The sequence below is a fragment of the Pedobacter cryotolerans genome (genome assembly GCF_005116475.1).
Taxonomy (GTDB): domain Bacteria; phylum Bacteroidota; class Bacteroidia; order Sphingobacteriales; family Sphingobacteriaceae; genus Pedobacter; species Pedobacter cryotolerans.
The window spans coordinates 16,546-38,090 of record NZ_SWBO01000018.1 but is presented as its reverse complement, the minus strand read 5'-3'; the positions used below and the strand labels follow the sequence as shown (position 1 = coordinate 38,090).

Here is a 21,545-nt window from a genome sequence, read left to right as displayed (position 1 = left end):
AAGATTGTAACGAATAGCCAGACTAACATTAATCTTAATCACTGTATTTGCTTTTCAAATCCTCTTCCTTCACTTTGGTCTTTATCCTTTCAACCTTCCACCTTTTTGCCTAACTTTGCCATCCAATTATGAATGATAGAATTTTGAAAGATTGAATTTTGGCGACTACTCAATTCAATTATTCTCTAATTCAATCATTCAATCATTTTTAAGATATGAGCAAAGTAAAAGTTGGCTTGGTGCAAATGACTTGTACTAAGGATAAACAAGAAAATTTAGATAAAGCAATTACACAAGTAAGAGCGGCAGCAGCAAAAGGTGCACAAATTGTGTGTTTGCAAGAGTTGTTTACTTCGCTATATTTTTGCGATGTGGAGGATTATGACAACTTCGATTTAGCAGAGAAAATTCCTGGTCCGAGTACAGATGCTTTGCAAGATGTTGCCAAAGAATTAGGTGTGGTAATTATTGCATCTTTATTTGAGAAGCGTGCCGAAGGTTTATACCACAATACTACAGCAGTTTTAGATGCGGACGGAAGTTATTTGGGCAAATATCGTAAAATGCATATTCCAGATGACCCGGCTTATTATGAAAAATTCTATTTTACGCCAGGCGATTTAGGTTATAAAGTGTTTAAAACCAAGTTTGCCACCATTGGTATTTTAATTTGTTGGGATCAATGGTATCCAGAAGCTTCGAGAATTACAGCTTTAATGGGTGCTGATATTATGTTTTATCCAACAGCAATTGGCTGGGATACTACGCAAGATGAAGAAACCAACCAAGATCAATACAATGCTTGGCAAACGATACAACGTTCGCATTCGGTTGCCAATGGCTTACCTGTAATTAGCGTAAACCGTGTTGGTTTTGAGCAAGAAGGAAGAATGAAATTTTGGGGAGGTAGTTTCGCAACCAATGCACAAGGTAAATTATTGTACTTGGCATCTCACGATCAAGAAGAAACCGAAGTAGTGGATATTGACTTAAAACAAAGTGATTATATCCGTAAACACTGGCCTTTTTTAAGAGATAGAAGAATTGATTCTTATCAGCCAATTACAAAGAGATATTTGGATGGGGATTAGGCTTTGATCCGCCGCAGGCGGAGAAAAGACTAAAGACTAAAGCGGAATTCCTTAAATACTGTCATCCTGAGCTTGTCGAAGGATCTCTATAAAAAAACACAATGTCAATTACAGTTATAAATACTTCAGAGCAACCAGAATTTGCAAATTCACCAAAAAAGCAGGGTTTTCAATTCCCAGCCGAATGGGCTAAACACGAAGCCACTTGGTTAAGTTGGCCACATAAAGAGGCAAGTTGGCCAGGTAAATTAGAAACAATCTATAAACCCTATTGTGAGTTTATTAAAATTGTGGCTACAGGCGAAAAAGTGCGCATTAATGTAAAGGATGGAGCAATGAAAGCTTTTGCAGTTTCTGAATTAGAAAAAGTAAACGCTGATTTGAACCAAATTGAATTTTACTTTAACGAAAGTAACGATGCTTGGTGCCGCGATCATGGGCCTGCTTTTGTAGTTAAAGGAAATGAAAAAGCAGTGGTTGATTGGGGTTACAATGCTTGGGGAGGAAAATATCCACCTTACGATTTAGATGATGTAATACCGACTAAAATAGCAAAACATTTTAATTTGCCTTTGTTTACGCCAGACATTGTAATGGAAGGTGGTTCGGTAGAATTTAACGGAGCGGGAACAATTTTAACCAGCACGGCTTGTTTATTAAACGAAAACAGAAATCCGCATTTAAATAAAGAGCAGATTGAAACTTATTTAAAAGAGTTTTACGGTGCCGAACAAATTTTATGGGTAGGAGATGGCATTGTTGGCGATGATACTGATGGTCATATTGATGATATTACTCGTTTTGTAAATGAAGATACCGTTTTAACGGTTTTAGAAAGTAATCCGTTAGATGAAAATCATTTGTTGCTGCAAGAAAACTATGATGCATTAAAGAAAATGACCTTGCCAGATGGTAGACCATTAAACATTGTGAAATTACCAATGCCATCTCCAGTTATTTTTGAAGATACGCGTTTACCAGCGTCTTATGCAAACTTTTATATTGCTAATGCGGCGGTTATTGTGCCAATTTTTAACGATGTGAATGATCAAAAAGCTTTAGACATTATTCAAGGGTGTTTTCCTGATAGACCAGTTGTGGGTATCAATTCTGTTGATATTATTTGGGGTTTAGGCAGTTTTCATTGCTTGAGCCAGCAGGAACCAGCGGTATAGTTTTTATGATTCATGTCATCCTGAGCTTGTTGAAGGATTAATAAATTATTAGGAAAATAACAATTTTTAATCGATTGTCATCCTGAGCTTGTCGAAGGACGAGCAGTAGATAAATTAATAAAAAGATGTCCTTCGCCAGGCTCAGGATGACAAAGTTTATTAACTTAATGCCAAAATTAATAAATGGCAACTATTCACAACTACTTCGTTTACATTTTAGAATGTTCTGATAAAAGCTATTATACTGGAGTTACAAATGATCTAGAGGTAAGATTATTACAGCATGAAAATGGAGACGATCCACTATCTTATAAATATTTTAGAAGGCCATTAACTTTAAGATATTGGCAAAGATTTGATTATATTGAACACGCAATAGAATTTGAAAAACAGGTAAAGGGTTGGAGTAGAAAAAAGAAGGAAGCACTTTTTAATGAAGATTGGAACGAGATAAAAAGATTATCTAACCTTAAAAAGAAATAATAACTTTGATAATTAAAAAAACCAAGAATGTCACCCTAAGCTTGTCGAAGGGCAGCATTATTTTATAAACTTAGCTTCAAGTCTTCGACAAGCTCAGACTGACAAAACGTATAAAAAATGAAATTACTAGAAGGAAAAACAGCACTAATTACTGGTGCATCAAAAGGAATAGGTCGCAAAATAGCCGAAAAATTTGCAGAACAAGGTGCTAACGTAGCTTTTACTTATCTGTCATCGGTAGAAAAAGGAGAAGCTTTAGAACAAGAATTACAAAGCTTTGGTACAAAAGTAAAGGGTTATCGTTCTGATGCTTCAAAATTTGATGAAGCAGAAAAATTGATTAATGATATTGTAGCAGAATTTGGAACAATTGATATTGTAGTAAACAATGCTGGTATTACCAAGGATGGTTTGTTAATGCGCATGAGCGAAGAGAACTGGGATGATGTGATGAACGTTAACCTAAAATCTATTTTTAATGTAACCAAAGCTGCTTCTAAAATAATGATGAAAGCTCGTAAAGGCGTATTCATTAATATGAGTTCTATTGTTGGTGTTACAGGTAATGCTGGTCAGGCAAATTATGCAGCTTCTAAAGCTGGTATCATCGGTTTTACCAAATCGGTTGCTAAAGAATTAGGCTCACGTAACATCCGTGCAAATGTAGTTGCTCCAGGCTTTATCCGTACAGAAATGACCGAAGTATTAGACCCTGCAGTTGTTGCAGGCTGGGAAAAAGATATTCCATTAAAACGTGCTGGCGAAACTGAAGATATTGCAAATGTTTGCGTGTTCTTAGCTTCAGACATGAGCGCTTACGTAACCGGACAAACTTTATCTGTTTGCGGCGGAATGCTGTAAAATCCCCCTAACCCCCAAAGGGGGATTATGAATTTGCAAGTCCTCCCCTTTGGGGAGGATTTAGGTGGGGCTTATTTTACCACATAACTCCCCTTAACATGGGTAATTACAGGCAAGGTTTTATACTTTTCGAAATAAGCATAACCATGCTGTAAATTTTGCCAAAATTTTAAATGCTGCGGATATTCTGCGGCATATTTCTCTATGTTTTTTGTAGTCATTTTAAAAGGAAAAATGTAAATAGGAATATGATTTTGACCATAATTTATCGCCTCAACTCCTAAAATGTAAACTTCCTTAATTTTATCATCAGTTAAAGGTATGCAACCAACCGTTACACAATCTCCGTGTATGTAAATTTCACCACCTATTTTTCTGTTCTTGCCAGTTCTAGCTTCGTCTAATGCATTAGGGTAATCAATCCCTAAAGAGAGATGGAACTTACTCATCGGATTAAAGACATTAATTTTATAAAAACCTTCTGGTGTTTGTAAATCACCTTCCATAACCTTGGGCCCTAACTTGCCAGAATGTGCACAAAAATCGTAGGTTTTAAATAGTTTAAACTGATTTTGTCCATTGGCCTTTAACCAAATTTCTACTTTGCCTTCCGCTTTATAAGCGGCAATAAATAATTCGTAATTGCTGGTAAAGCCATCCTTGTTTAATTCCTTTTGTAAAGCTTTACCTTTTTCGCTAAATGCATTGCTAACCCGCTCAAATTTAAGTTGATTTTGTTTGAAATTGCTTTGTGCAAATGAAGAGGTAACCATAAAAAATAGATTTAATAGATATAGATATTTCATTGCAACGTTAATTAGGTATTTAATAAACAAATTACGATGTATTTTTTAGAAAATTAGCATCTTTACGTTTAAGCTATGGGCAATTTTTTTTCAGCAACTTCAATATTTACTTTTTTAGCTTGCCTTTTATTGGGTTGTGCGTATGCTTGGTTGTTGTATGGCACGAATAGAAGCTTAGCAAAAAATTTAAAGCTAAGTTTAGCAGCGCTTAGAATTCTTGTAGTCACGCTAATTGGCTATTTAATATTTGCTCCGCTTGTTAAAACATTAAGTTATAACCCAGAAAAGCCCATCATAGTCATTGCAAATGATAATTCGATTTCTGTTAAAGAGATTGTCGCAAACGGCTTTAATCAACAAAAATACCAGCAAGATTTAAATACTTTGGTCAATCAGCTTGCTGAAAAATATGAAGTAAAAACATATAGTTTTAGCGATAGTGTAAAAGATGGGTTAGACTATTCTGGTAAAGGAAAACTGAGTAATGCATCGGCACTGGTTAGTAAAATAAATGATGAATTGCTAAACCGAAATGTTGGTGCAGTAATTATGGCAAGTGATGGAATTTTTAACCGTGGTGGAAATCCTTTATATGAACTCAATAAAATTAAGGTGCCAATTTATACCATTGCCATGGGCGATACCATTGCCCGAAGAGATGTGTTAATTGCAAATATCAATTATAACAACCTAGCTTATTTGGATAATGAGTTTATGTTAGATATACAAATACAAGCGTTTGAAAGTAAAGGAGAAACTGCCCAACTTACCATAGCAGAAAATGGAATAATTATAAAAAAACAGAATTTAAATATAGATGCAGGCAGTTTTGTAAAGGATGTTGAGGTAAAATTAAAAGCAACTAAAGTGGGTGTGCAAAAGTACACCATTGCTATTTCGCCCCTTAAAAATGAAATCACTACAAAAAATAATACGCAAACTATTTTTATTGAAGTAATTGATGGTAAACAGAAAGTTTTACTAGCATCAGCTGTGCCACACCCAGATTTGGCCACTTTTAAACAAGCTATTGAGCAGAACAAAAATTACGAAGTTACGCTAGCATTGGCCGAAGATTTAAATACTATAGACCCTAAATTGTTTAGTTTAGCCATATTGTATCAATTGCCAGATCAAGGAAGTATTGCTAATACTTTTATGACTAAGTTAACCAACTTAAATATTTCAACATGGTATATTGTTGGTGCACAAACTAATATTTCAAGTTTAAATCAGGTTCAAAAGATATTAAATTTAGGTAGGGGAGGAAATAGCGCTACGCAAGAAATTTTTGCATACCCAGAGCCTAGCTTTACGGCATTTAATTTAGCTGAAGAAAGTTTAAAACAACTTAACGATTATGATCCTTTGCTCATGCCATTTGGTAATGTTAGGATTAATGGCAATTACACTACCGTACTTAACCAACGCATTGGTAAGGTAAATACTCAAAATCCGATGCTCTTTTTTGTAAATGAAAATAGTAAAAAAACAGGGTTTTTATTAGGTGAAGGGATTTGGAAGTGGAAATTAGAAGAGGCAAAAAACGAACAAAATATCCCTTTGGTTAATGAGTTGATTAGCAAAACAGTACAATATCTTTCTGTAAAAGACGATAAAAGAAAGTTTAAGGTTTACAGTAGTAAGAGCACCTATGATGAAAACGAGGATGTGATTTTAAACGCAACGTTGTATAATGATGCTTACGAATCTGTAAATACGCCAGATGTAAAATTGCAATTAAAATATGCGGGTGGTAAAACATTTAACTACACATTTTCTAAACAAGCTACAGCATATCGTCTAACTATTGGTAACTTACCTCAAGGTAATTACACGTATGCTGCAAAAACAGTTTTGGGTAATAAGGAGTATTCAGCAAATGGCGCATTTTATGTGAGTGCAATAATTGCAGAATATCAGCAAACAACCGCAAATCATCAACTTTTAAACACCATGGCGCAGCAAAGCAATGGCAAAATGCTAATGCCAGCTAATCTATTAAGCATAGCTTATGAAATTGAAAAAAGTGGACAAGCTAAAACCATTAGTTACGAAGATAGAAAGTATGAGGAATTGATAAGTTTACAATGGATTTTTGCGCTTTTAGTAGTATTGCTAACTGCAGAATGGTTTTTTAGAAAACGTAACGGCGAAGTCTAATGGAAATAACAACAACTTATGCCATTGAAATATTAGGAACTATTTCCTTTGCCATTTCTGGAACTTTTGCGGCAATGCAGAAGCGTTTAGATCCATTTGGTGTATTAATTATTGCTTTTGTAACTTCAATTGGTGGTGGTACGGTTAGAGATTTGTTGTTAGGCGATACACCAGTAGCATGGATGAGAAATGTAAATTACTGCTTACTCATTTTAGTTACTTCTATGTTAACCATGTTTTTTAAAACCCAAATTAAAAAATTTAAGGTAACGCTATTTCTTTTCGATTCGCTCGGTTTAGGTTTATTTACTTTAGTAGGCGTACAGAAAGGCATTGTTTTTGGTTTAGAACCAGGTATTTGTGTAGCCTTAGGTACCATAACTGGTTGTTTTGGAGGGATTATTAGAGATACTTTGTTAAACACAATTCCGCTGATTTTTAGGAAGGAGATTTATGCAACCGCCTGTATTTTAGGTGGGATTTTATACTTCGCTTTGCTTTATTTTAATCTAAAAGCAGATGTTGCAAAAATATTGGTGATTGCATTTATAACTACTCTAAGAATAGTTGTTGTTAAATATAAATTAGCCTTACCTAAGTTTGGCTATTGATCAATTGTTTGAAGGATATAAATAAGTTGACAACTTGCTCTTTTGATGCGCCTCATTGAGTTGCCAAAGATCGGTGCCCCATGTTTTTTTATCCTCTTGATTATTTAAATAGGGAAGTACAATATTAAGTGCTCCGAGTATCTTAATTTTTTGATCTTTAAGATCCCTATTTTCTAAGCTGAATTTTGTTAAGCCTGCCATGTACATCAGCATCAAGTCTGCATCGGTATTAAAGTAGCTTGTTTCCTTCTCTTCTAAATAAAAAGTGTAATCTGGTGTACCATTCATCCATTTTAATAAAAATTGCCCAGCCTCTGCTCTAGCTTTGTTTTTTTTATCTATTGGAGTATTAAAAAGATAAGCAATTGTAAGATTTACAGCTGGTTCGGCTTCTTTAAAGTGAACTCGTTTGTTCAGTTTAATCTGCTTGAAATTGGGTAAAACTTGAGAAAATGAGCTAAGACCTATAAAAATTAAAAAGATAAATAGTAGTCCTTTTCTCATTTTATGTTAAGGATTAATATATGCTAACTGAAGCTTAAAATAAATTTTTAGTTGAATATTAATTTTTTTGTTCGCCATTTACAATTACAAAAACATCTTCATTGTCTCTCTTCATAAAATATTTCTCGCGAGCAAATTTTTCAACGGTGTTTAAGTTGCTATCTAACTCCTTTAAGTCTTTTTGTACTGTAGCAATTTCTTTAGTATAAAAGTCTTTCTCTTGTTGTAGCTTGTTTACTTGCGAGCGATATTCATATTGAGATATCATATCGTTTCTGTCAAAAAACATCATCCATACTGCAAAACCTACAACAGTTAAAAAGTATTTATTGCGTATCAGTTCAAGTAATTTTTTCATAATTTTCTAAAAATCTTCATTGCGAGGTACGAAGCAATCTTAAAGCGTTAAATAAAATTTTTACAAACACATTTTTGTAGGATTGCTTCGTACCTCGCAATGACGTAAATGTAAATAAAAACATCCGAAGGTTTTAAATCTTCGGATGTTTTGCAAATATGTTTATTAACTTATTAACACCCCAAACCCCTAAAGGGGCTTTTGGATTTTGGTGAAGTCCCCTTTAGGGGATTTAGGGGTTATTTTTTAGCGTATTTAAAGTTTTTGCCGATAAAACGAGCTGCTTCACCTAGTTCTTCTTCAATACGTAATAACTGATTGTATTTTGCAATCCTATCAGAACGAGAAGCCGAACCAGTTTTAATCTGACCACAGTTTAATGCAACAGCTAAATCAGCAATTGTAGTATCTTCAGTTTCGCCAGAACGGTGGCTCATTACCGAAGTATAACCAGAGTTTTGAGCTAAACTTACTGCATTAATAGTTTCAGTTAAAGATCCAATTTGATTAACTTTTATTAAAATAGAGTTAGCAGTTTGGGTATCGATACCTGTTTGTAAACGTTTTACGTTAGTTACAAATAAATCATCACCAACCAATTGTACTTTATCTCCAATTTTATCAGTTAAACTTTTCCAGCCAGTCCAATCGTTTTCATCCATACCATCTTCAATAGAAATAATAGGGTATTTAACAGAAAGATCAGCTAAATATTGAGCTTGCTCTTCGCTTGAGCGAATAACACCAGTTGCGCCTTCAAATTTAGTATAATCATATTTGCCATCTTTATAAAACTCAGATGCAGCGCAATCTAAAGCCAAACAAATATCAGCACCTGGTTTGTAACCTGCTTTTTCAATCGCTTTTAAAACGGTTTCGATTGCGTCTTCAGTTCCATCAAAAGTTGGAGCGAAACCACCTTCGTCACCTACTGCTGTAGATAAACCTCTATCGTGTAAAATTGCTTTTAGGTTATGGAAAACCTCTGTTCCCCAACGTAAAGCTTCAGAGAAAGAAGGAGCGCCAACAGGCATAATCATAAATTCTTGAAAAGCAATAGGAGCATCAGAATGAGAACCACCGTTAATGATATTCATCATCGGGATTGGTAAAGTATTGGCATTAACACCACCAACATAACGGTATAAAGGTTGTCTGCTTTCTGCTGCTGCAGCTTTAGCAACTGCCAAAGAAACACCTAAAATTGCATTAGCACCTAATTTTCCTTTGTTTTCTGTTCCATCTAAATCGATCATTAATTTATCGATCAACACTTGTTCAAAAACATCAACACCTTGCAAAGCTTTAGCAATAACTGTATTTACATTTTCAACGGCTTTCAAAACGCCTTTACCCATGTAAACTTTCTTGTCGCCATCACGTAATTCTACAGCCTCGTGTTGGCCAGTACTTGCTCCAGACGGAACGGCAGCACGACCCATTTGGCCATTCTCAGTGATAACTTCAACTTCTATTGTAGGATTACCTCTCGAATCGAGGATTTGTCTTGCATGGACATCAATTATTAAACTCATTTTATTTTGGTTTTGATTATTAATTAGCCTTAGTGTAAAAAGTACAATTAGTTAAGGCTTTTTCAAAGTTAAAATAATTTTTAAATATTAATGCGCATCCCTTGTTTTTTTATCTTTTTTTAAATTTAAATGTAGATTATCAGTTAATTAAACAAAAAACGCCATTTAACTTTAAGCTAAATGGCGTTTAATATAAGTTGCTAATTTTTAGTTTTTAGCGTCGAAATAAAATTTATAAACCATGCCTGCTAAAATTGCACCTACAATTGGCGCAACCCAAAATAACCATAGTTGACCAACAGCATCGCCACCTACAAAAAGTGCCTGACTTGTACTACGAGCTGGATTTACCGAGGTATTGGTAACCGGAATGCTAATTAAATGAATTAGAGTTAAACATAAACCTATGGCTAAACCTGCAAATCCCTTTGGTGCACGCTCATCTGTTGAGCCTAAAATAACCAATAAAAAGATAAAGGTAAGTACCACTTCGGTTACCAAAGCTGCTAACATGCTATATTTGCCAGGCGATAATGCATCGTAACCATTGGTTGCAAAACCGCCAATGCTGCTGCCATTACCAGTTGCAATAACATATAAAATACCAGCTCCGGCAACGCCTCCTAATACTTGAGAGATAATGTAAGGTGCTAAATCTTTGGTTTCTAAACGCCCCGCTACCCAAGCACCAACCGATACCGCTGGGTTTAAATGTGCGCCAGAAATATGCCCAAAAGCATAAGCAATTGTTACAACGGTTAAACCAAAGGCTAAAGAAACACCTATAAAGCCAATACCCGCATCAGGATAATTACAAGCTAAAACTGCACTCCCACAGCCGCCAAGTACGAGCCAAAGTGTTCCAATAAATTCTGCTACTAATTTTTTCATTTTATTTTGTTTAAGTTTTCGATAGGTTTATCGGTAGCTCAACTAAACTAAAATGAAGGTAGCTTTTAGTCTATTCCATCTTTTGTTTAGCCTCTATCCACCAAATGAGCTCAGCAACAAAACTTTTAGCTTTTTTATCTGTTGCTTCCTTATCGCTTGGGTTGCCATTTTCATCAAATGTTTTATCAATCATTGCAACAGGAAACATAGCTGGTACTACTAAAGCGCCAATTTTCCATAAGGTAAATTGTAGCGAAGTAATTACTTGCGAGCCTGCAAATGCACCAGCAGAAACAGTGGCAATACCAATTGGCTTGCGTTTCCACTCAGCATACAATAAATCAATTACATTTTTTAAACTAGCCGGATATCCACCATTGTATTCGGGAGTTACAACTATAATACCATCAGCATTTTTGATGTCGTCTGCTAAGGAAAGCATAGCTTCGGTAGGTTCGGAAATGAATTTTAAGCGCTCTTCAAAAATCGGAAAATCGAGTGTTTTTAGATCGATGATTTTTACATCAGCAATATCGTTTTCTTCTAGGTAATTCTTAAAATAAAGGGCTACGCGGTGACTATTTCGGCCATTTCTTACACTTGAAGAAATAATTGAGATGTTTTTCATAAGCTTAATGTTTATGGTTTTAACTTTAAAATTTGATTGTTGTAATGATAACAAAAAATGTTTAATTGTGTTGCGAAAAAGCTATTGAGCACTAATTGTTGCTGGGGATTTTATTGCTCGCAAATGGATAAGAATAACCCCGTTTTTAAAAGATGATGTAAAGCAACAGCAGTTATAATGGCAACAGCAGTCCCGTTGTACGCTAAATGTTTCCCCTAAATCCCCGAAGGGGACTTAAGCGAAAGGATATCGCTGCCACCGGGTTTAGCGATTAACGCTTTGTGCTTTTGGCAGGTTTTAATAGCATTGGCTTTAAAAACAGCCCTGGGTGAAGTGGTACCCTGCAGCGAGGAGAGCAACGACGAAGCGAAGCGTACAAACGAAACACAGGAAAACAATTTGTAAAAAGCAGTGTTCTTGCGCTTCAAATTCTTAAATTATTCCCACTTAAAAGTTTTTACGGCAACGGCGTAAATTCCAATTCCCCAAATAAGCATAATGAAGATTTGTTGTTTTACATCCCAAAGTCCGGCACCTTCAAAAGCAACTTTACGCATGGCATCATTTAAATAAGTTAAAGGCAAGGCTCTGCTAATAGGTTGCAACCAAGTTGGAAATGCATCTATAGAGAAAAATGTACCTGAGAGTAAAAATTGCGGCAAAGTGATGATGTTAGAAATAGGAGGGATGGTACTTTCGCTTTTTGCAATACCAGATACCACAAAACCAAACCCCATAAAAACCAGCACACCAAGCGTTGATAAAATGAGCATATTGGCTACGGTAATTGCGCCATGAATTAGCGTAAAATGAAAAAAGAAATGACCAATTAAAATGATGAATAGCGCACCAAGCAACGCGAAACCGATACGGGCAATACCTTCGCCAATTACGATACTTGATCTTCTGACAGGTGTAGCAAAAAATCTTTTGATGACTAAGTTTTGGCGCAGACTAAAAAATACAAAGGCAGTACCAAAAACACCAGTGCTTAACAACGAGAAACCTAACTGACCTGGTAAAATAAAATCGATGGTGCGATATAAACGTCCGGTTACGGTACTTGCTCTAATTTCTGTAACTGTTGGTTTTAAATTTTGTGAGTTTAAATTGTAGGAGATTTCGTTTAAAATAGATTTTAAAATATTGCCTTTATCTAAAGAAGCTGAGGTATAAGTTACGTTGGTAAAATAAGCAGGTACACCATTTGGGTTTTTCTCTACCTTAATAACTGCATCGTAATTGCCTTTTTCGAGCTTGCTATCAATGTTTTTTTGGTCGTCGTTTTTGGTTAATCTAACTAAGCCTGTTTTTTCTAAAGCAACAACTACAGGGTTTTGTATGTCAGAACCTGGTGCTAAAGCAATATCTAGTTTAGTGCCGCCGCCTCCTAAAAAGCCAAAAACTAAAATAAAAATTAATGGAAAGGCTAAGGTAAAAACCACCGCCGATGGGCTGCGCATGATAGAGCGAAAACTTGCTTTTGCTAATGCTAAGGTGGCTTTTGTGTGACTATAACCCCCAACCCCTAAAGTGGAGCTAGTATTTTGATTAGATGGTCTATCGTTATTAATCATAATGCTTTTTTTGTTTGGTATTAGTTGATTTTGAAGTCCCCGCCGCGGCGGGGATTTAGGGGTTTATTCACGCCACTCTTGGCCGGTTAGATTGATAAATACATCCTCCAGATTTGCTTTTTTAACCTCTTTTTTGCGTTCAAAACCACTTGCTATCAAGTTATCTATCAATTGATCTGGTGTATCTAGGGCAATAATTTGTCCTCTTTCTACAAAAGCTACCCTATCGCACAATTGCTCAGCTTCATCCATATAATGTGTTGTAATTACCACTGTTGTACCTTGCTTACGGATTTCCGAAATTAAATCCCATAGGTTTCTACGGGCTTGCGGATCTAAACCTGTGGTTGGTTCATCTAAGAAAATAATTTTAGGTGAATTGATTAGCGTAGTTGCTATAGAGAAACGCTGTTTTTGTCCACCAGATAAAGCTTTATATTTTGCTTTTGCTTTGTCTTGTAAGTTAACCTTGGCCAACATATCCATCGGATTTACATTTACGCCGTACAAGCCCGAAAACAGTTCTAAAAGTTCTACTAAATTTAAGTTTGGATAATAACCAGCTGCTTGTAACTGAACGCCAATAATTCGTTTAATTGAACTGGGGTCTTTATCGACTGAATAACCATCAACAATAACTTCTCCTGATGTTTTTTGACGAAGTGTTTCTATAATTTCTAAGGTAGTTGTTTTGCCAGCTCCATTGGGGCCTAATAAACCAAAAATTTCATTTTCGTAAACATCAAAGGTTAAACCTTGTACTGCTTTAAAATCATCGTAGTTTTTTACAAGATCTTTTACACTAATGATGGCATTTCTTTTTTCCATTATTTTTATTTGATAGCGTTAAGCTGAGGTTGTTTCTATAATGCTAAAGTAAGAAGCTTTATATGAATAGTTGATGAATTTTAGCTAATTGGCAGTAAAATGTCGATAAAATGATGTTTGATAGGGATGAGTTGATAATTGTCTGGAGCAGGATTTACAGGATTAAAGGATTTTCAAGATCAAAGAGCAAAAATGTAATCAAACCAAAAAGGATGTCTGCATTTAACAAACATCCTTTTTATATAATGTTAGGTTTTTGCAGTTTAGGCCTTAAACCTTCTGCCTTCCAACCCTCAACCTTTATCTACCAAACTAAATCGCCTTTAATTAAATCAACAAAGTCATCAAATAAGTAACGAGAATCATGTGGGCCAGGAGAAGACTCTGGATGGTATTGTACCGAGAAAGCTTTTTTACCTTTCACTCTAATTCCTTCAATAGAATCATCATTTAAGTTTACGTGGGTAATTTCCACTTTATCAGATTTTCTAACCTCATCTGGTATTACACCAAAACCATGATTTTGTGAAGTTACTTCGCAGTGGTTTTTTATGATGTTTTTAACAGGGTGATTTAAACCACGGTGACCGTTAAACATTTTCATCGTGCCAATTCCATTAGCTTCTGCCAATAATTGGTGGCCTAAACAAATTCCGAATAATGGCTTATCTGCCTCCAAAATAGATTTAACTGTGTCGATAGCATAACCCATAGCAGAAGGATCACCAGGGCCGTTAGAGATAAAATATCCATTAGCTCCCCAATCGTTCATTTCGGCAAATGTAGTTTTAGCCGGGTAAACCTTTACATAAATATCTCTATCATCAAAGTTGCGCAAAATGTTTTTCTTGATGCCCAAATCTAAAGCAGCAATTTTATATTTAGCTTCAGGATTACCATAATAATATGGCTCGTTAGTACTTACATGAGAAGAAAGTTCTAAGCCATCCATATCTGGTACATCAGCTAATTTCTTTTTTAACTCTTGTAAATCAGTTATTTCTGAAGAAATAATGGCATTCATAGCACCTTTATTTCTAATGTGGCGTACCAATGCTCTGGTATCGATTTCAGCAATGCCAACAATATTTTCGTTTTGGAAATTATCTTGAATAGATTCTGATGCTTCTTTTCTACTGTAAATAATATTATAGTTTTTGCAAACTAAACCAGCAATTTTTATCGATCCCGATTCTATTTCTTCTTTATGCATACCATAATTGCCAATGTGTGCATTGGTGGTTACCATAATCTGACCAAAATAAGAAGGGTCTGTGAAAACCTCCTGATAGCCTGTCATGCCAGTATTAAAACAAATTTCACCAGTTGTTGTACCAATTTTTCCGGCAGCTTTACCGTAAAAAACAGTGCCATCGGCCAATAACAAAATAGCGGGTAACTTTGTGTAGTTAGTCATTTGAAATACAATAAGAATATAATTTAAAATACTCCTTCTCCTTTAGGAGAGGGTTGGGGTGAGGTATAAAAGAATGGAATTTCGTAACGGTTTTGCCGTTTTTGTAAGCTAAAAAAGAAGTCTGATTGAACTCATTCATTTCAGGATACAAAGGTAGCTTTTTGAACGGCTTTTTCAAGATTTTTTTTAAAAAAGTATAGCAAATGGAGATATACACATGGACATTAAAACTTTACTTGTAAAATCTTAATTGCGACAGCTGTGTTTATCTTTCATCTTTGTTATGTTGGCTTTGTTTGGTTTACAATAATAAAACCTAATTTTGCAATACAAAACAAACAACATGTCTGTAAACAAAGAAATTAAGCGGATAACTACCCACATTTTACAAGAAATGAAACAACGTGGTGAAAAAATTGCCATGTTAACCGCTTACGATTATTCGATGGCTACCATTTTAGATGATGCCGGATTAGATGTTTTATTGGTAGGCGATTCTGCATCTAATGTAATGGCTGGTCACGAAACTACTTTGCCAATTACCTTAGACCAAATGATTTACCATGCACAAGGCGTTGTTCGCGGTGCTACCAGAGCATTTGTGGTGGTAGATTTGCCTTTCGGTTCGTACCAAGGCAATTCTAAGGAAGCTTTAAATTCTGCAATCAGAATTATGAAAGAATCTGGTGCTCATGGTGTAAAGTTAGAAGGTGGGGTTGAGGTTGTTGAATCTATACAGCGAATTATTACTGCTGGCATACCTGTAATGGGGCATTTGGGTTTAACGCCACAATCTATTTATAAATTTGGAACCTATACAGTAAGAGCTAAAGACGAGGAAGAAGCAAATAAGCTGAAAACAGATATTTTAGCTTTACAAGATGCAGGTTGTTTTGCAGTTGTGTTAGAGAAAATTCCGGCTAAATTAGCCAAAGAAGTGAGCGAAAGCTTACATATACCAACAATAGGAATTGGTGCCGGACCAGATTGCGATGGACAAGTTTTAGTTGTTAATGATATGATTGGCTTAACCAAAGGTTTTAGACCACGCTTTTTACGCCAATATTTAGATTTATACGAAGGAATTTTAGGCGCTGCACAATCTTATATTAAAGATGTAAAAGCAAAAGATTTTCCGAACGAGAAAGAACAATATTAAGTTGGGAGTTGGGCGTTTTGACTTGATTTGAAAAGCAGTAGTAGTGCTTCTCGGATACATCAGCCCCGCTTTCCGTTACAATCTTTTTGTCAATGTCATCCTGAGCCTGTCGAAGGATGATGCAACAAAAAGGATTTACACTCCAATCGGGTTTAAATAACAAAAGCTTTTTACATAACTCAAGTCTTGATACTTGATACTAAATACTACGAATGCCAATAACCGAAGCAGATATTTTATACGAAGACAACCACTTAATTGCGATTAACAAACGCTCTGGGGATATTGTACAGGTTGATGAAACAGGTGATGAACCGTTGGATGAGATGGTGAAGAAATATATCGCTGCCAAGTATAACAAACCAAATGGTGCATTTTTAGGTGTAGTACATCGCTTAGATAGGCCAGTTAGTGGCGTAATTTTATTTGCTAAAACAAGCAAAGCTTTAGAACGAATGAATGCGGTTTTCAAAAATCGTGAGGTTCGAAAAACCTATTTTGCAGTAGTAAGAAATAAACCTGCTCGATTAGCAGGTAATTTGGTTCATTATTTGATTAAAAATCCTCAGAAAAATGTAGTTGCTGCTTATAATAAAGAAGTTGCAGGTAGCCAAAGGTCTGAGCTAAATTATAAATTAATAGGCGAACTTGGCGGTTTTCAGCTCTTACAGGTCAACCCAATAACTGGTCGCTCACATCAAATTAGAGTTCAGCTTTCTACAATGGATTGCCCAATAGTTGGCGATAATAAATATGGATATCCTCGCGGTAGCAGAAAAGGAAGCATTTGTTTACATGCTAGGCAGTTAGAGTTTATCCACCCTGTGCAAAAAGAACCCGTTAAAATATTTGCACCATTACCTGTTGATGGCTTTTGGGAAAGGTTTGAAAATTTTAATGTAGAAGATTAATTATTGGCAATCAACTTTTTTAAAAACAATAGAATTACCAAAAATCAGTTTAGATTTATCTTTAAAAACAGTTTTTCCATCTTTTTCTTCCACATCGCCAAACCCTTCAATTAACTGATTGTTCCTTTTTAAAAAAACAACTTCACGAACAGATTCTGAACCTTCAGAATCAAAAGTATAATCCACAATTAAGGTATCACCTTTCATTTCACCTTCTATAATACCTTTATTTTTATCTTTTTGGTATAAATGGTAACTCAATTCGCCAGTAGTAATTCCGTTCGTATTAATAAAGTTTAGCTTTGCTGTATCGTTATTTTTAATAAAACTGTAACAGTAAGTTTCGCTAATATTAACTTTCTCCGAAGTTAAGGTTGAGTCAATGCTTTCTTGATTACTTTCGCTTTGGCAGGCGGTAAATATTAGTGTAACAAGAACTAAAGGTAGGATGATTTTTTTCATAAGTAATTTAACAAAACAATAGGGGAAAGTTTAGTTAGCTTTTGCGCAAGATATCATAATTTATTGATTTTAGTATGCCCATAAAATAGAAAATCCCGACAATAATCGGGATTAACTAAATCAATCATTAAATGTGTAATGAAAATCTTTACCAAACAAAGGTGCCAGCGGCGCCTGCAGGCAACATGGTAGTTACTATTTTGCCATTGTGTTTGATGTTAAAAGTTTGATCATTTGAACTTGTATTCATCACAACCAATGCTTTTTTGCCATCTGGAGTTTTAAAAGCAACATTGCTTAATACGCTGTTTAAGGTAGAACCAATTCTAACTGAACCTGGCCTTACAAATTTTGATGCATGCGCAATTACATAATAAGCAACATTTCTAGAAACTGCTGGGGCTATTGTTATGGCTCCTAAACAGCTAGTACAGCCGCCATCAGGCGTATGTGGGTTATAGTTAGGGTCGGCAGCTAAATTCCATTCTAAAACATTTTTGCTCCAATTTCTAGTAGCCCCAACAATTAAAGTAGATATATGCCATTTCAAATCTTCGGCAAAATTACCTGGTCCGCCCACCCATTGCTCAGTAAAATAAATATTTTTGTTTGGGTATGCATTACGAACGGTACTTAATGCAGAAATTTGACCTCCGTATAAATGAAATGCCGAACCATCAACATATTTGCTAGCGGCTGCATCGGCTAAAATTTCCATCGGATAGTCTGGTCTATCTGCATTATGATCGTAAATGATAATTTTAGTAGTAATGTTAGCTGCTTCAAAAGCTGGGCCTAATGCAGTTTTAATAAAAATTGCTTGGTCTTTGGCTTCCATATACATGCTTGGGTTATTGCCAGGGTGCAAAGGTTCATTTTGAATGGTAATTGCATCTATAGTAATACCCTGAGCTTTCATAGCTTGTATGTATTTTACAAAATATTTTGCATAAGCAGCATAATATTCGGGCTTTAAACTTCCGCCTTTATAGGCATTATTAGTTTTCATCCAAGTAGGTGCTGTCCATGGTGAGCCCATAATTTTAATATTGGGATTAATCGCCAAAATCTTTTTAAGGATAGGTACCAAATCAGTCATTTCTGAAGCAATGCTAAAATGATCTTGATTTACATCTGTTTGTCCGTTTGGACGCTCATTATAGGTGAAAACATTTGCACTCAAATCAGACGCACCTACGCTTAACCTCAAATAACTAACACCAATTGCATTTTCTTCTGTGCCAAACAATTCTTTAATTAAAGCATCTTTTTCTGTTGCTCCTAAACTATTTATTAATGTTGCACTTCCGCCAGTTAAAGTATATCCAAAACCATCTATACTTTGAAATACTTGAGCTTCATCTATCTCAATACTTGAATAAGAATTATTGGTAGCAGTAAAATTTAGTGCTACGTTTTGCTTTTGTAGCAGCGCTGATTTATCTCCTTTGGTTAGCCAAAAACTTACATCACTTGCTACAGGATTTGTAACTGGAGGTGTTGTTGCTCCATCTTCTACTTTTGCGTTTTTTGTGCTTTTTTTACATGCACACGAACCTAAAGAAATGAGGCACGAAAAAAGTATGATTGTTGAAAATCTCATATCGTTGGTTAAAGGGTGTAATTGAATTTAATTTTTTTGTTTCCTAATAGAATTTCAAACTCACCAGGTTCAGTAATTTTTTTCAATTCAGAGTTAACAAAAGCAATATCATCTGGTGTAATTTTAAAAGTTATTGTTTTGGTTTCGCCTGCTTTAAGCTCAATTTTATCAAATCCTTTTAAACGTTTTACATCTGGACTAATATCACTAGCTACTAAATCTGTTATAAATAACAACACGCTTTCTTTACCAGTTACTTTACCGGTATTGCTTACATTAACACTAATAGTTAAAGTTTGCCCCTTTTTTAAGGTAGAGGTGCTTAATTTAATATCACTATAATTAAAAGTGGTGTAGCTTAAACCATGACCAAATACATACTGCGGATTGTAATCGGCGTTGTAATTGTAAATTCCTTCTGTAGTTTCTCTAGATTCTGATGGTTTGTGGTAATAGGTAAACAAAGCATTTGGAAATTGAGGATAAGTGTAAGGGAGTTTTCCTGATGGATTAACATCGCCATATAAAATATCCGCCAATGCGTTACCACCAAAATTACCAGGTAAATAGGTTTGTACAATAGCAGCCATCTTTTGCTCAAATTTGCTAATAATGCGTGGTCTGCCTTCATTTAATACCAAAATGATAGTTTTGCCAGTTGCAGCTAGTTTTTGAGCTAATTCTGTTTGTAAATCAGATAAATATAGGTCGCTTAAATTGCCTGGTGTTTCTGTATAAGAATTTTCGCCTAGGCAAAGCACCACAACATCAGCGTTTTTTGCTGCCGCGATGGTTTCTTCTAATTGGTCGGCATATTCTTCATAATATTTGCCATCCATTTTATAGCTTACACCGGGTAAATAGGTTACATTTTGCTTACCAATTTTGTTTTCTAAGGCTTCTAAAATGGTATTGTATTTTGCTGCAAAATCTTCCACTTTTTCACCTTGCCAAGAGTAAGTCCAAGCGCCATTTAAGGTACGCATCGAGTTTGCATTTGGTCCTGTTACTAATATTTTAGTCGATTTTTTAAGCGGTAAAACATTATCGTTATTTTTTAACAAGGTAATAGATTCAGTAGCAGCTTGTTGAGAAGCTTGCTCAAACTCAACACTTCCAAATTTTGGATAATCTTTAATATCTGTAGTGGGATTGTTAAATAAATCTAATTCATATTTAACTGTTAAAATTCTTCTAACAGCATCATCAATTCTACTTTGTTTAACTTTCCCTTCCTTTACAAGTGCAATTAAATCATCGCAAAAAGGTTCGTATTGGTAAGCAACCATAGACATATCTATACCAGCATTAATGGCCATCATTACGGCTTCTTTATTGTCTTTTGCTACACGATCTCTTTTATGCAAATTCTCAATATCTCCCCAATCGGTTACTACTAAGCCCTTAAATCCTAATTCTTCTTTTAGTAATTTAGTAAGGATTTTATAGTTTGCATGAACAGGTACGCCGTTAATTAAGCCAGAATTGATCATAATTGTACGTGCTCCAGCTTCAATTGCTGCTTTAAATGGTGGTAAATGGTATTCTCTAAGCGCTTGGTCTGATATAATCGCAGGTGTTCTGTCTTTACCAGAAACTGGAACCTGATAGCCTAAAAAGTGTTTTATCGATGCGGCAACTTTGGTTGGGTTGGCAATGTTATTGTCTTTGCCTTGAAAACCATAAACCATTTGTTTACCTAATTCAGTAATTAGATAAGGATCTTCGCCAAAACTTTCCCATTGGCGAGGAAAACGAGGATCGGCACCTAAATCTAACAGTGGCGAAAATGCCCAAGGAATAGAACTAGCACGAGTTTCATAAGCAGTAATTTCAGCTCCTTTATAAACCAATTCTCTATTAAATGTTGCTGCTTGGCCAATTTGCTGCGGAAACATAGTTGCACCAGCAGTGTAAGTTTCGCCATGTATGGCATCTATACCATAAATAACAGGTATAGCATTTTTGTTGCTCATTGCAACTTTTTGAATTTTTGTGATTACTTCTAACCAATGCTGCGGAGTTCTAGCTCTGTTATTTGATGCGTTTAAAACAGAACCTAGTTTGTATTGAACCAATGCTTTTTGCATGGCCTGCTCATCTAGTGTAAAAGGTTCATCGCTACTAAAACGATCTTTGCCGTTTCCAATTACATCTAAAGTAATTTGAGCCATCTGACCTACTTTTTCTTCTAAGGTCATTTTTGCCATTAAGGCGTTAACTTTTAATTCTAAAGCAGTTTGTTTTGGTTTGGGTTGTGCAAAAATTTGAAAACTACTAAGCAACAATAATAGCGTTAAGCTATAGTTTTTAAAGTTCATAATTAGCGTAGTGAATGAATATGTATAAGTCTTAAAAAATTGAAGAGGCTATATTTGGTGATGGTAAACTTAATCAAATTTGATTGTTGAAATCAAAATTTATTTTTAATGAAATTCTCGAAAAACAATAAAATTTTAGAGTAAATTATTTTTTAAATATG

At 35.1% G+C, this 21,545-nt stretch carries 20 protein-coding genes; 8 read left to right on the top strand and 12 right to left on the bottom strand.

Features of this window, described 5'->3' with window-relative positions; genetic code table 11:
- Positions 1–215 precede the first annotated feature (215 nt).
- The 4 genes from FA045_RS18230 to fabG all read left to right on the top strand — a co-directional run bounded on the left by FA045_RS18230 (position 216) and on the right by fabG (position 3,610).
- Entirely contained in the window at positions 216–1,091 is an 876-nt protein-coding gene (locus FA045_RS18230; protein ID WP_136878518.1) for a carbon-nitrogen hydrolase, read from the top strand.
- Between the two features lie 101 nt (positions 1,092–1,192).
- Positions 1,193–2,266 (top strand): agmatine deiminase family protein, encoded by a 1,074-nt coding sequence (locus tag FA045_RS18225; RefSeq protein WP_136878517.1) that lies wholly within the window; start codon positions 1,193–1,195, stop codon positions 2,264–2,266.
- A gap of 183 nt (positions 2,267–2,449) precedes the next feature.
- Positions 2,450–2,749 carry a GIY-YIG nuclease family protein gene (locus FA045_RS18220; RefSeq protein ID WP_225871383.1) on the top strand — a complete coding sequence of 100 codons (300 nt, stop codon included), beginning with the start codon at positions 2,450–2,452 and terminating at the stop codon, positions 2,747–2,749.
- Positions 2,750–2,866: 117 nt separating this feature from the next.
- Positions 2,867–3,610: a 3-oxoacyl-[acyl-carrier-protein] reductase gene (fabG, locus tag FA045_RS18215; protein WP_136878516.1), complete on the top strand. Its 744-nt coding sequence runs from the start codon at positions 2,867–2,869 to the stop codon at positions 3,608–3,610.
- A gap of 71 nt (positions 3,611–3,681) precedes the next feature.
- On the opposite strand, the gene FA045_RS18210 is transcribed toward fabG, so the two are convergent.
- A complete protein-coding gene (locus tag FA045_RS18210) occupies positions 3,682–4,416 on the bottom strand; it encodes a L,D-transpeptidase family protein (protein WP_136878515.1) in 735 nt (244 codons plus the stop codon).
- A gap of 75 nt (positions 4,417–4,491) precedes the next feature.
- On the opposite strand from FA045_RS18210, the gene FA045_RS18205 reads away from it, so the two are divergent.
- Positions 4,492–6,579 (top strand): hypothetical protein, encoded by a 2,088-nt coding sequence (locus FA045_RS18205; RefSeq protein WP_136878514.1) that lies wholly within the window; start codon positions 4,492–4,494, stop codon positions 6,577–6,579.
- Positions 6,579–7,190 carry a trimeric intracellular cation channel family protein gene (locus FA045_RS18200; protein WP_136878513.1) on the top strand — a complete coding sequence of 204 codons (612 nt, stop codon included), beginning with the start codon at positions 6,579–6,581 and terminating at the stop codon, positions 7,188–7,190. The genes FA045_RS18205 and FA045_RS18200 overlap by 1 nt, the downstream gene beginning before the upstream one ends.
- On the opposite strand, the gene FA045_RS18195 is transcribed toward FA045_RS18200, so the two are convergent.
- The 8 genes from FA045_RS18195 to carA form a co-directional block, all read right to left on the bottom strand.
- Entirely contained in the window at positions 7,191–7,694 is a 504-nt protein-coding gene (locus FA045_RS18195; protein WP_136878512.1) for a hypothetical protein, read from the bottom strand.
- A gap of 58 nt (positions 7,695–7,752) precedes the next feature.
- The gene (locus FA045_RS18190; protein WP_136878511.1) at positions 7,753–8,052 is read right to left on the bottom strand and encodes an FtsB family cell division protein; all 300 of its coding nucleotides are present in this window, start codon (positions 8,050–8,052) and stop codon (positions 7,753–7,755) included.
- A 239-nt stretch (positions 8,053–8,291) separates the two neighbouring features.
- Positions 8,292–9,587, bottom strand: coding sequence for a phosphopyruvate hydratase (gene eno, locus FA045_RS18185; RefSeq protein ID WP_136878510.1), 1,296 nt, complete (start codon positions 9,585–9,587; stop codon positions 8,292–8,294).
- Positions 9,588–9,794: 207 nt separating this feature from the next.
- The gene (gene aqpZ / locus FA045_RS18180; RefSeq protein ID WP_136878509.1) at positions 9,795–10,478 is read right to left on the bottom strand and encodes an aquaporin Z; all 684 of its coding nucleotides are present in this window, start codon (positions 10,476–10,478) and stop codon (positions 9,795–9,797) included.
- Between the two features lie 70 nt (positions 10,479–10,548).
- The gene (locus FA045_RS18175; protein ID WP_136878508.1) at positions 10,549–11,106 is read right to left on the bottom strand and encodes an NADPH-dependent FMN reductase; all 558 of its coding nucleotides are present in this window, start codon (positions 11,104–11,106) and stop codon (positions 10,549–10,551) included.
- Positions 11,107–11,543: 437 nt separating this feature from the next.
- Positions 11,544–12,683: an ABC transporter permease gene (locus FA045_RS18170; RefSeq protein ID WP_136878507.1), complete on the bottom strand. Its 1,140-nt coding sequence runs from the start codon at positions 12,681–12,683 to the stop codon at positions 11,544–11,546.
- Between the two features lie 63 nt (positions 12,684–12,746).
- Positions 12,747–13,511 carry an ABC transporter ATP-binding protein gene (locus FA045_RS18165; protein ID WP_136878506.1) on the bottom strand — a complete coding sequence of 255 codons (765 nt, stop codon included), beginning with the start codon at positions 13,509–13,511 and terminating at the stop codon, positions 12,747–12,749.
- 304 nt (positions 13,512–13,815) lie between these two features.
- On the bottom strand, positions 13,816–14,928 hold the full coding sequence (carA, locus tag FA045_RS18160; RefSeq protein ID WP_136878505.1) for a glutamine-hydrolyzing carbamoyl-phosphate synthase small subunit: 1,113 nt from the start codon (positions 14,926–14,928) through the stop codon (positions 13,816–13,818).
- 343 nt (positions 14,929–15,271) lie between these two features.
- Here carA and panB point away from each other — a divergent pair, with 343 nt between their 5' ends.
- Together panB and FA045_RS18150 are read left to right on the top strand one after the other, a co-directional pair.
- A complete protein-coding gene (gene panB, locus FA045_RS18155; protein WP_136878504.1) occupies positions 15,272–16,087 on the top strand; it encodes a 3-methyl-2-oxobutanoate hydroxymethyltransferase in 816 nt (271 codons plus the stop codon).
- A gap of 212 nt (positions 16,088–16,299) precedes the next feature.
- Positions 16,300–16,998 (top strand): RluA family pseudouridine synthase, encoded by a 699-nt coding sequence (locus tag FA045_RS18150; RefSeq protein ID WP_136878503.1) that lies wholly within the window; start codon positions 16,300–16,302, stop codon positions 16,996–16,998.
- On the opposite strand, the gene FA045_RS18145 is transcribed toward FA045_RS18150, so the two are convergent.
- From FA045_RS18145 to FA045_RS18135, 3 genes are all read right to left on the bottom strand, one after another.
- Positions 16,999–17,460, bottom strand: a complete 462-nt coding sequence (locus FA045_RS18145; protein ID WP_136878502.1) for a hypothetical protein — start codon at positions 17,458–17,460, stop codon at positions 16,999–17,001.
- A gap of 148 nt (positions 17,461–17,608) precedes the next feature.
- Positions 17,609–19,063, bottom strand: coding sequence for a glycoside hydrolase family 30 protein (locus FA045_RS18140; protein ID WP_136878501.1), 1,455 nt, complete (start codon positions 19,061–19,063; stop codon positions 17,609–17,611).
- An 8-nt stretch (positions 19,064–19,071) separates the two neighbouring features.
- Complete coding sequence (locus FA045_RS18135; RefSeq protein WP_136878500.1) at positions 19,072–21,384, bottom strand: glycoside hydrolase family 3 N-terminal domain-containing protein; 2,313 nt, start codon at positions 21,382–21,384, stop codon at positions 19,072–19,074.
- Positions 21,385–21,545: the final 161 nt, after the last annotated feature.

What these genes read in the sequence shown, in the direction of transcription:
- FA045_RS18230 (WP_136878518.1), top strand. Translation starts at nt 216, where the DNA reads ATGAGCAAAGTAAAAGTTGGCTTGGTGCAAATGACTTGTACTAAGGAT.
- FA045_RS18225 (WP_136878517.1), top strand. Translation starts at nt 1,193, where the DNA reads ATGTCAATTACAGTTATAAATACTTCAGAGCAACCAGAATTTGCAAAT.
- FA045_RS18220 (WP_225871383.1), top strand. Translation starts at nt 2,450, where the DNA reads ATGGCAACTATTCACAACTACTTCGTTTACATTTTAGAATGTTCTGAT.
- fabG (WP_136878516.1), top strand. Translation starts at nt 2,867, where the DNA reads ATGAAATTACTAGAAGGAAAAACAGCACTAATTACTGGTGCATCAAAA.
- FA045_RS18210 (WP_136878515.1), bottom strand. Translation starts at nt 4,416, where the DNA reads ATGAAATATCTATATCTATTAAATCTATTTTTTATGGTTACCTCTTCA.
- FA045_RS18205 (WP_136878514.1), top strand. Translation starts at nt 4,492, where the DNA reads ATGGGCAATTTTTTTTCAGCAACTTCAATATTTACTTTTTTAGCTTGC.
- FA045_RS18200 (WP_136878513.1), top strand. Translation starts at nt 6,579, where the DNA reads ATGGAAATAACAACAACTTATGCCATTGAAATATTAGGAACTATTTCC.
- FA045_RS18195 (WP_136878512.1), bottom strand. Translation starts at nt 7,694, where the DNA reads ATGAGAAAAGGACTACTATTTATCTTTTTAATTTTTATAGGTCTTAGC.
- FA045_RS18190 (WP_136878511.1), bottom strand. Translation starts at nt 8,052, where the DNA reads ATGAAAAAATTACTTGAACTGATACGCAATAAATACTTTTTAACTGTT.
- eno (WP_136878510.1), bottom strand. Translation starts at nt 9,587, where the DNA reads ATGAGTTTAATAATTGATGTCCATGCAAGACAAATCCTCGATTCGAGA.
- aqpZ (WP_136878509.1), bottom strand. Translation starts at nt 10,478, where the DNA reads ATGAAAAAATTAGTAGCAGAATTTATTGGAACACTTTGGCTCGTACTT.
- FA045_RS18175 (WP_136878508.1), bottom strand. Translation starts at nt 11,106, where the DNA reads ATGAAAAACATCTCAATTATTTCTTCAAGTGTAAGAAATGGCCGAAAT.
- FA045_RS18170 (WP_136878507.1), bottom strand. Translation starts at nt 12,683, where the DNA reads ATGATTAATAACGATAGACCATCTAATCAAAATACTAGCTCCACTTTA.
- FA045_RS18165 (WP_136878506.1), bottom strand. Translation starts at nt 13,511, where the DNA reads ATGGAAAAAAGAAATGCCATCATTAGTGTAAAAGATCTTGTAAAAAAC.
- carA (WP_136878505.1), bottom strand. Translation starts at nt 14,928, where the DNA reads ATGACTAACTACACAAAGTTACCCGCTATTTTGTTATTGGCCGATGGC.
- panB (WP_136878504.1), top strand. Translation starts at nt 15,272, where the DNA reads ATGTCTGTAAACAAAGAAATTAAGCGGATAACTACCCACATTTTACAA.
- FA045_RS18150 (WP_136878503.1), top strand. Translation starts at nt 16,300, where the DNA reads ATGCCAATAACCGAAGCAGATATTTTATACGAAGACAACCACTTAATT.
- FA045_RS18145 (WP_136878502.1), bottom strand. Translation starts at nt 17,460, where the DNA reads ATGAAAAAAATCATCCTACCTTTAGTTCTTGTTACACTAATATTTACC.
- FA045_RS18140 (WP_136878501.1), bottom strand. Translation starts at nt 19,063, where the DNA reads ATGAGATTTTCAACAATCATACTTTTTTCGTGCCTCATTTCTTTAGGT.
- FA045_RS18135 (WP_136878500.1), bottom strand. Translation starts at nt 21,384, where the DNA reads ATGAACTTTAAAAACTATAGCTTAACGCTATTATTGTTGCTTAGTAGT.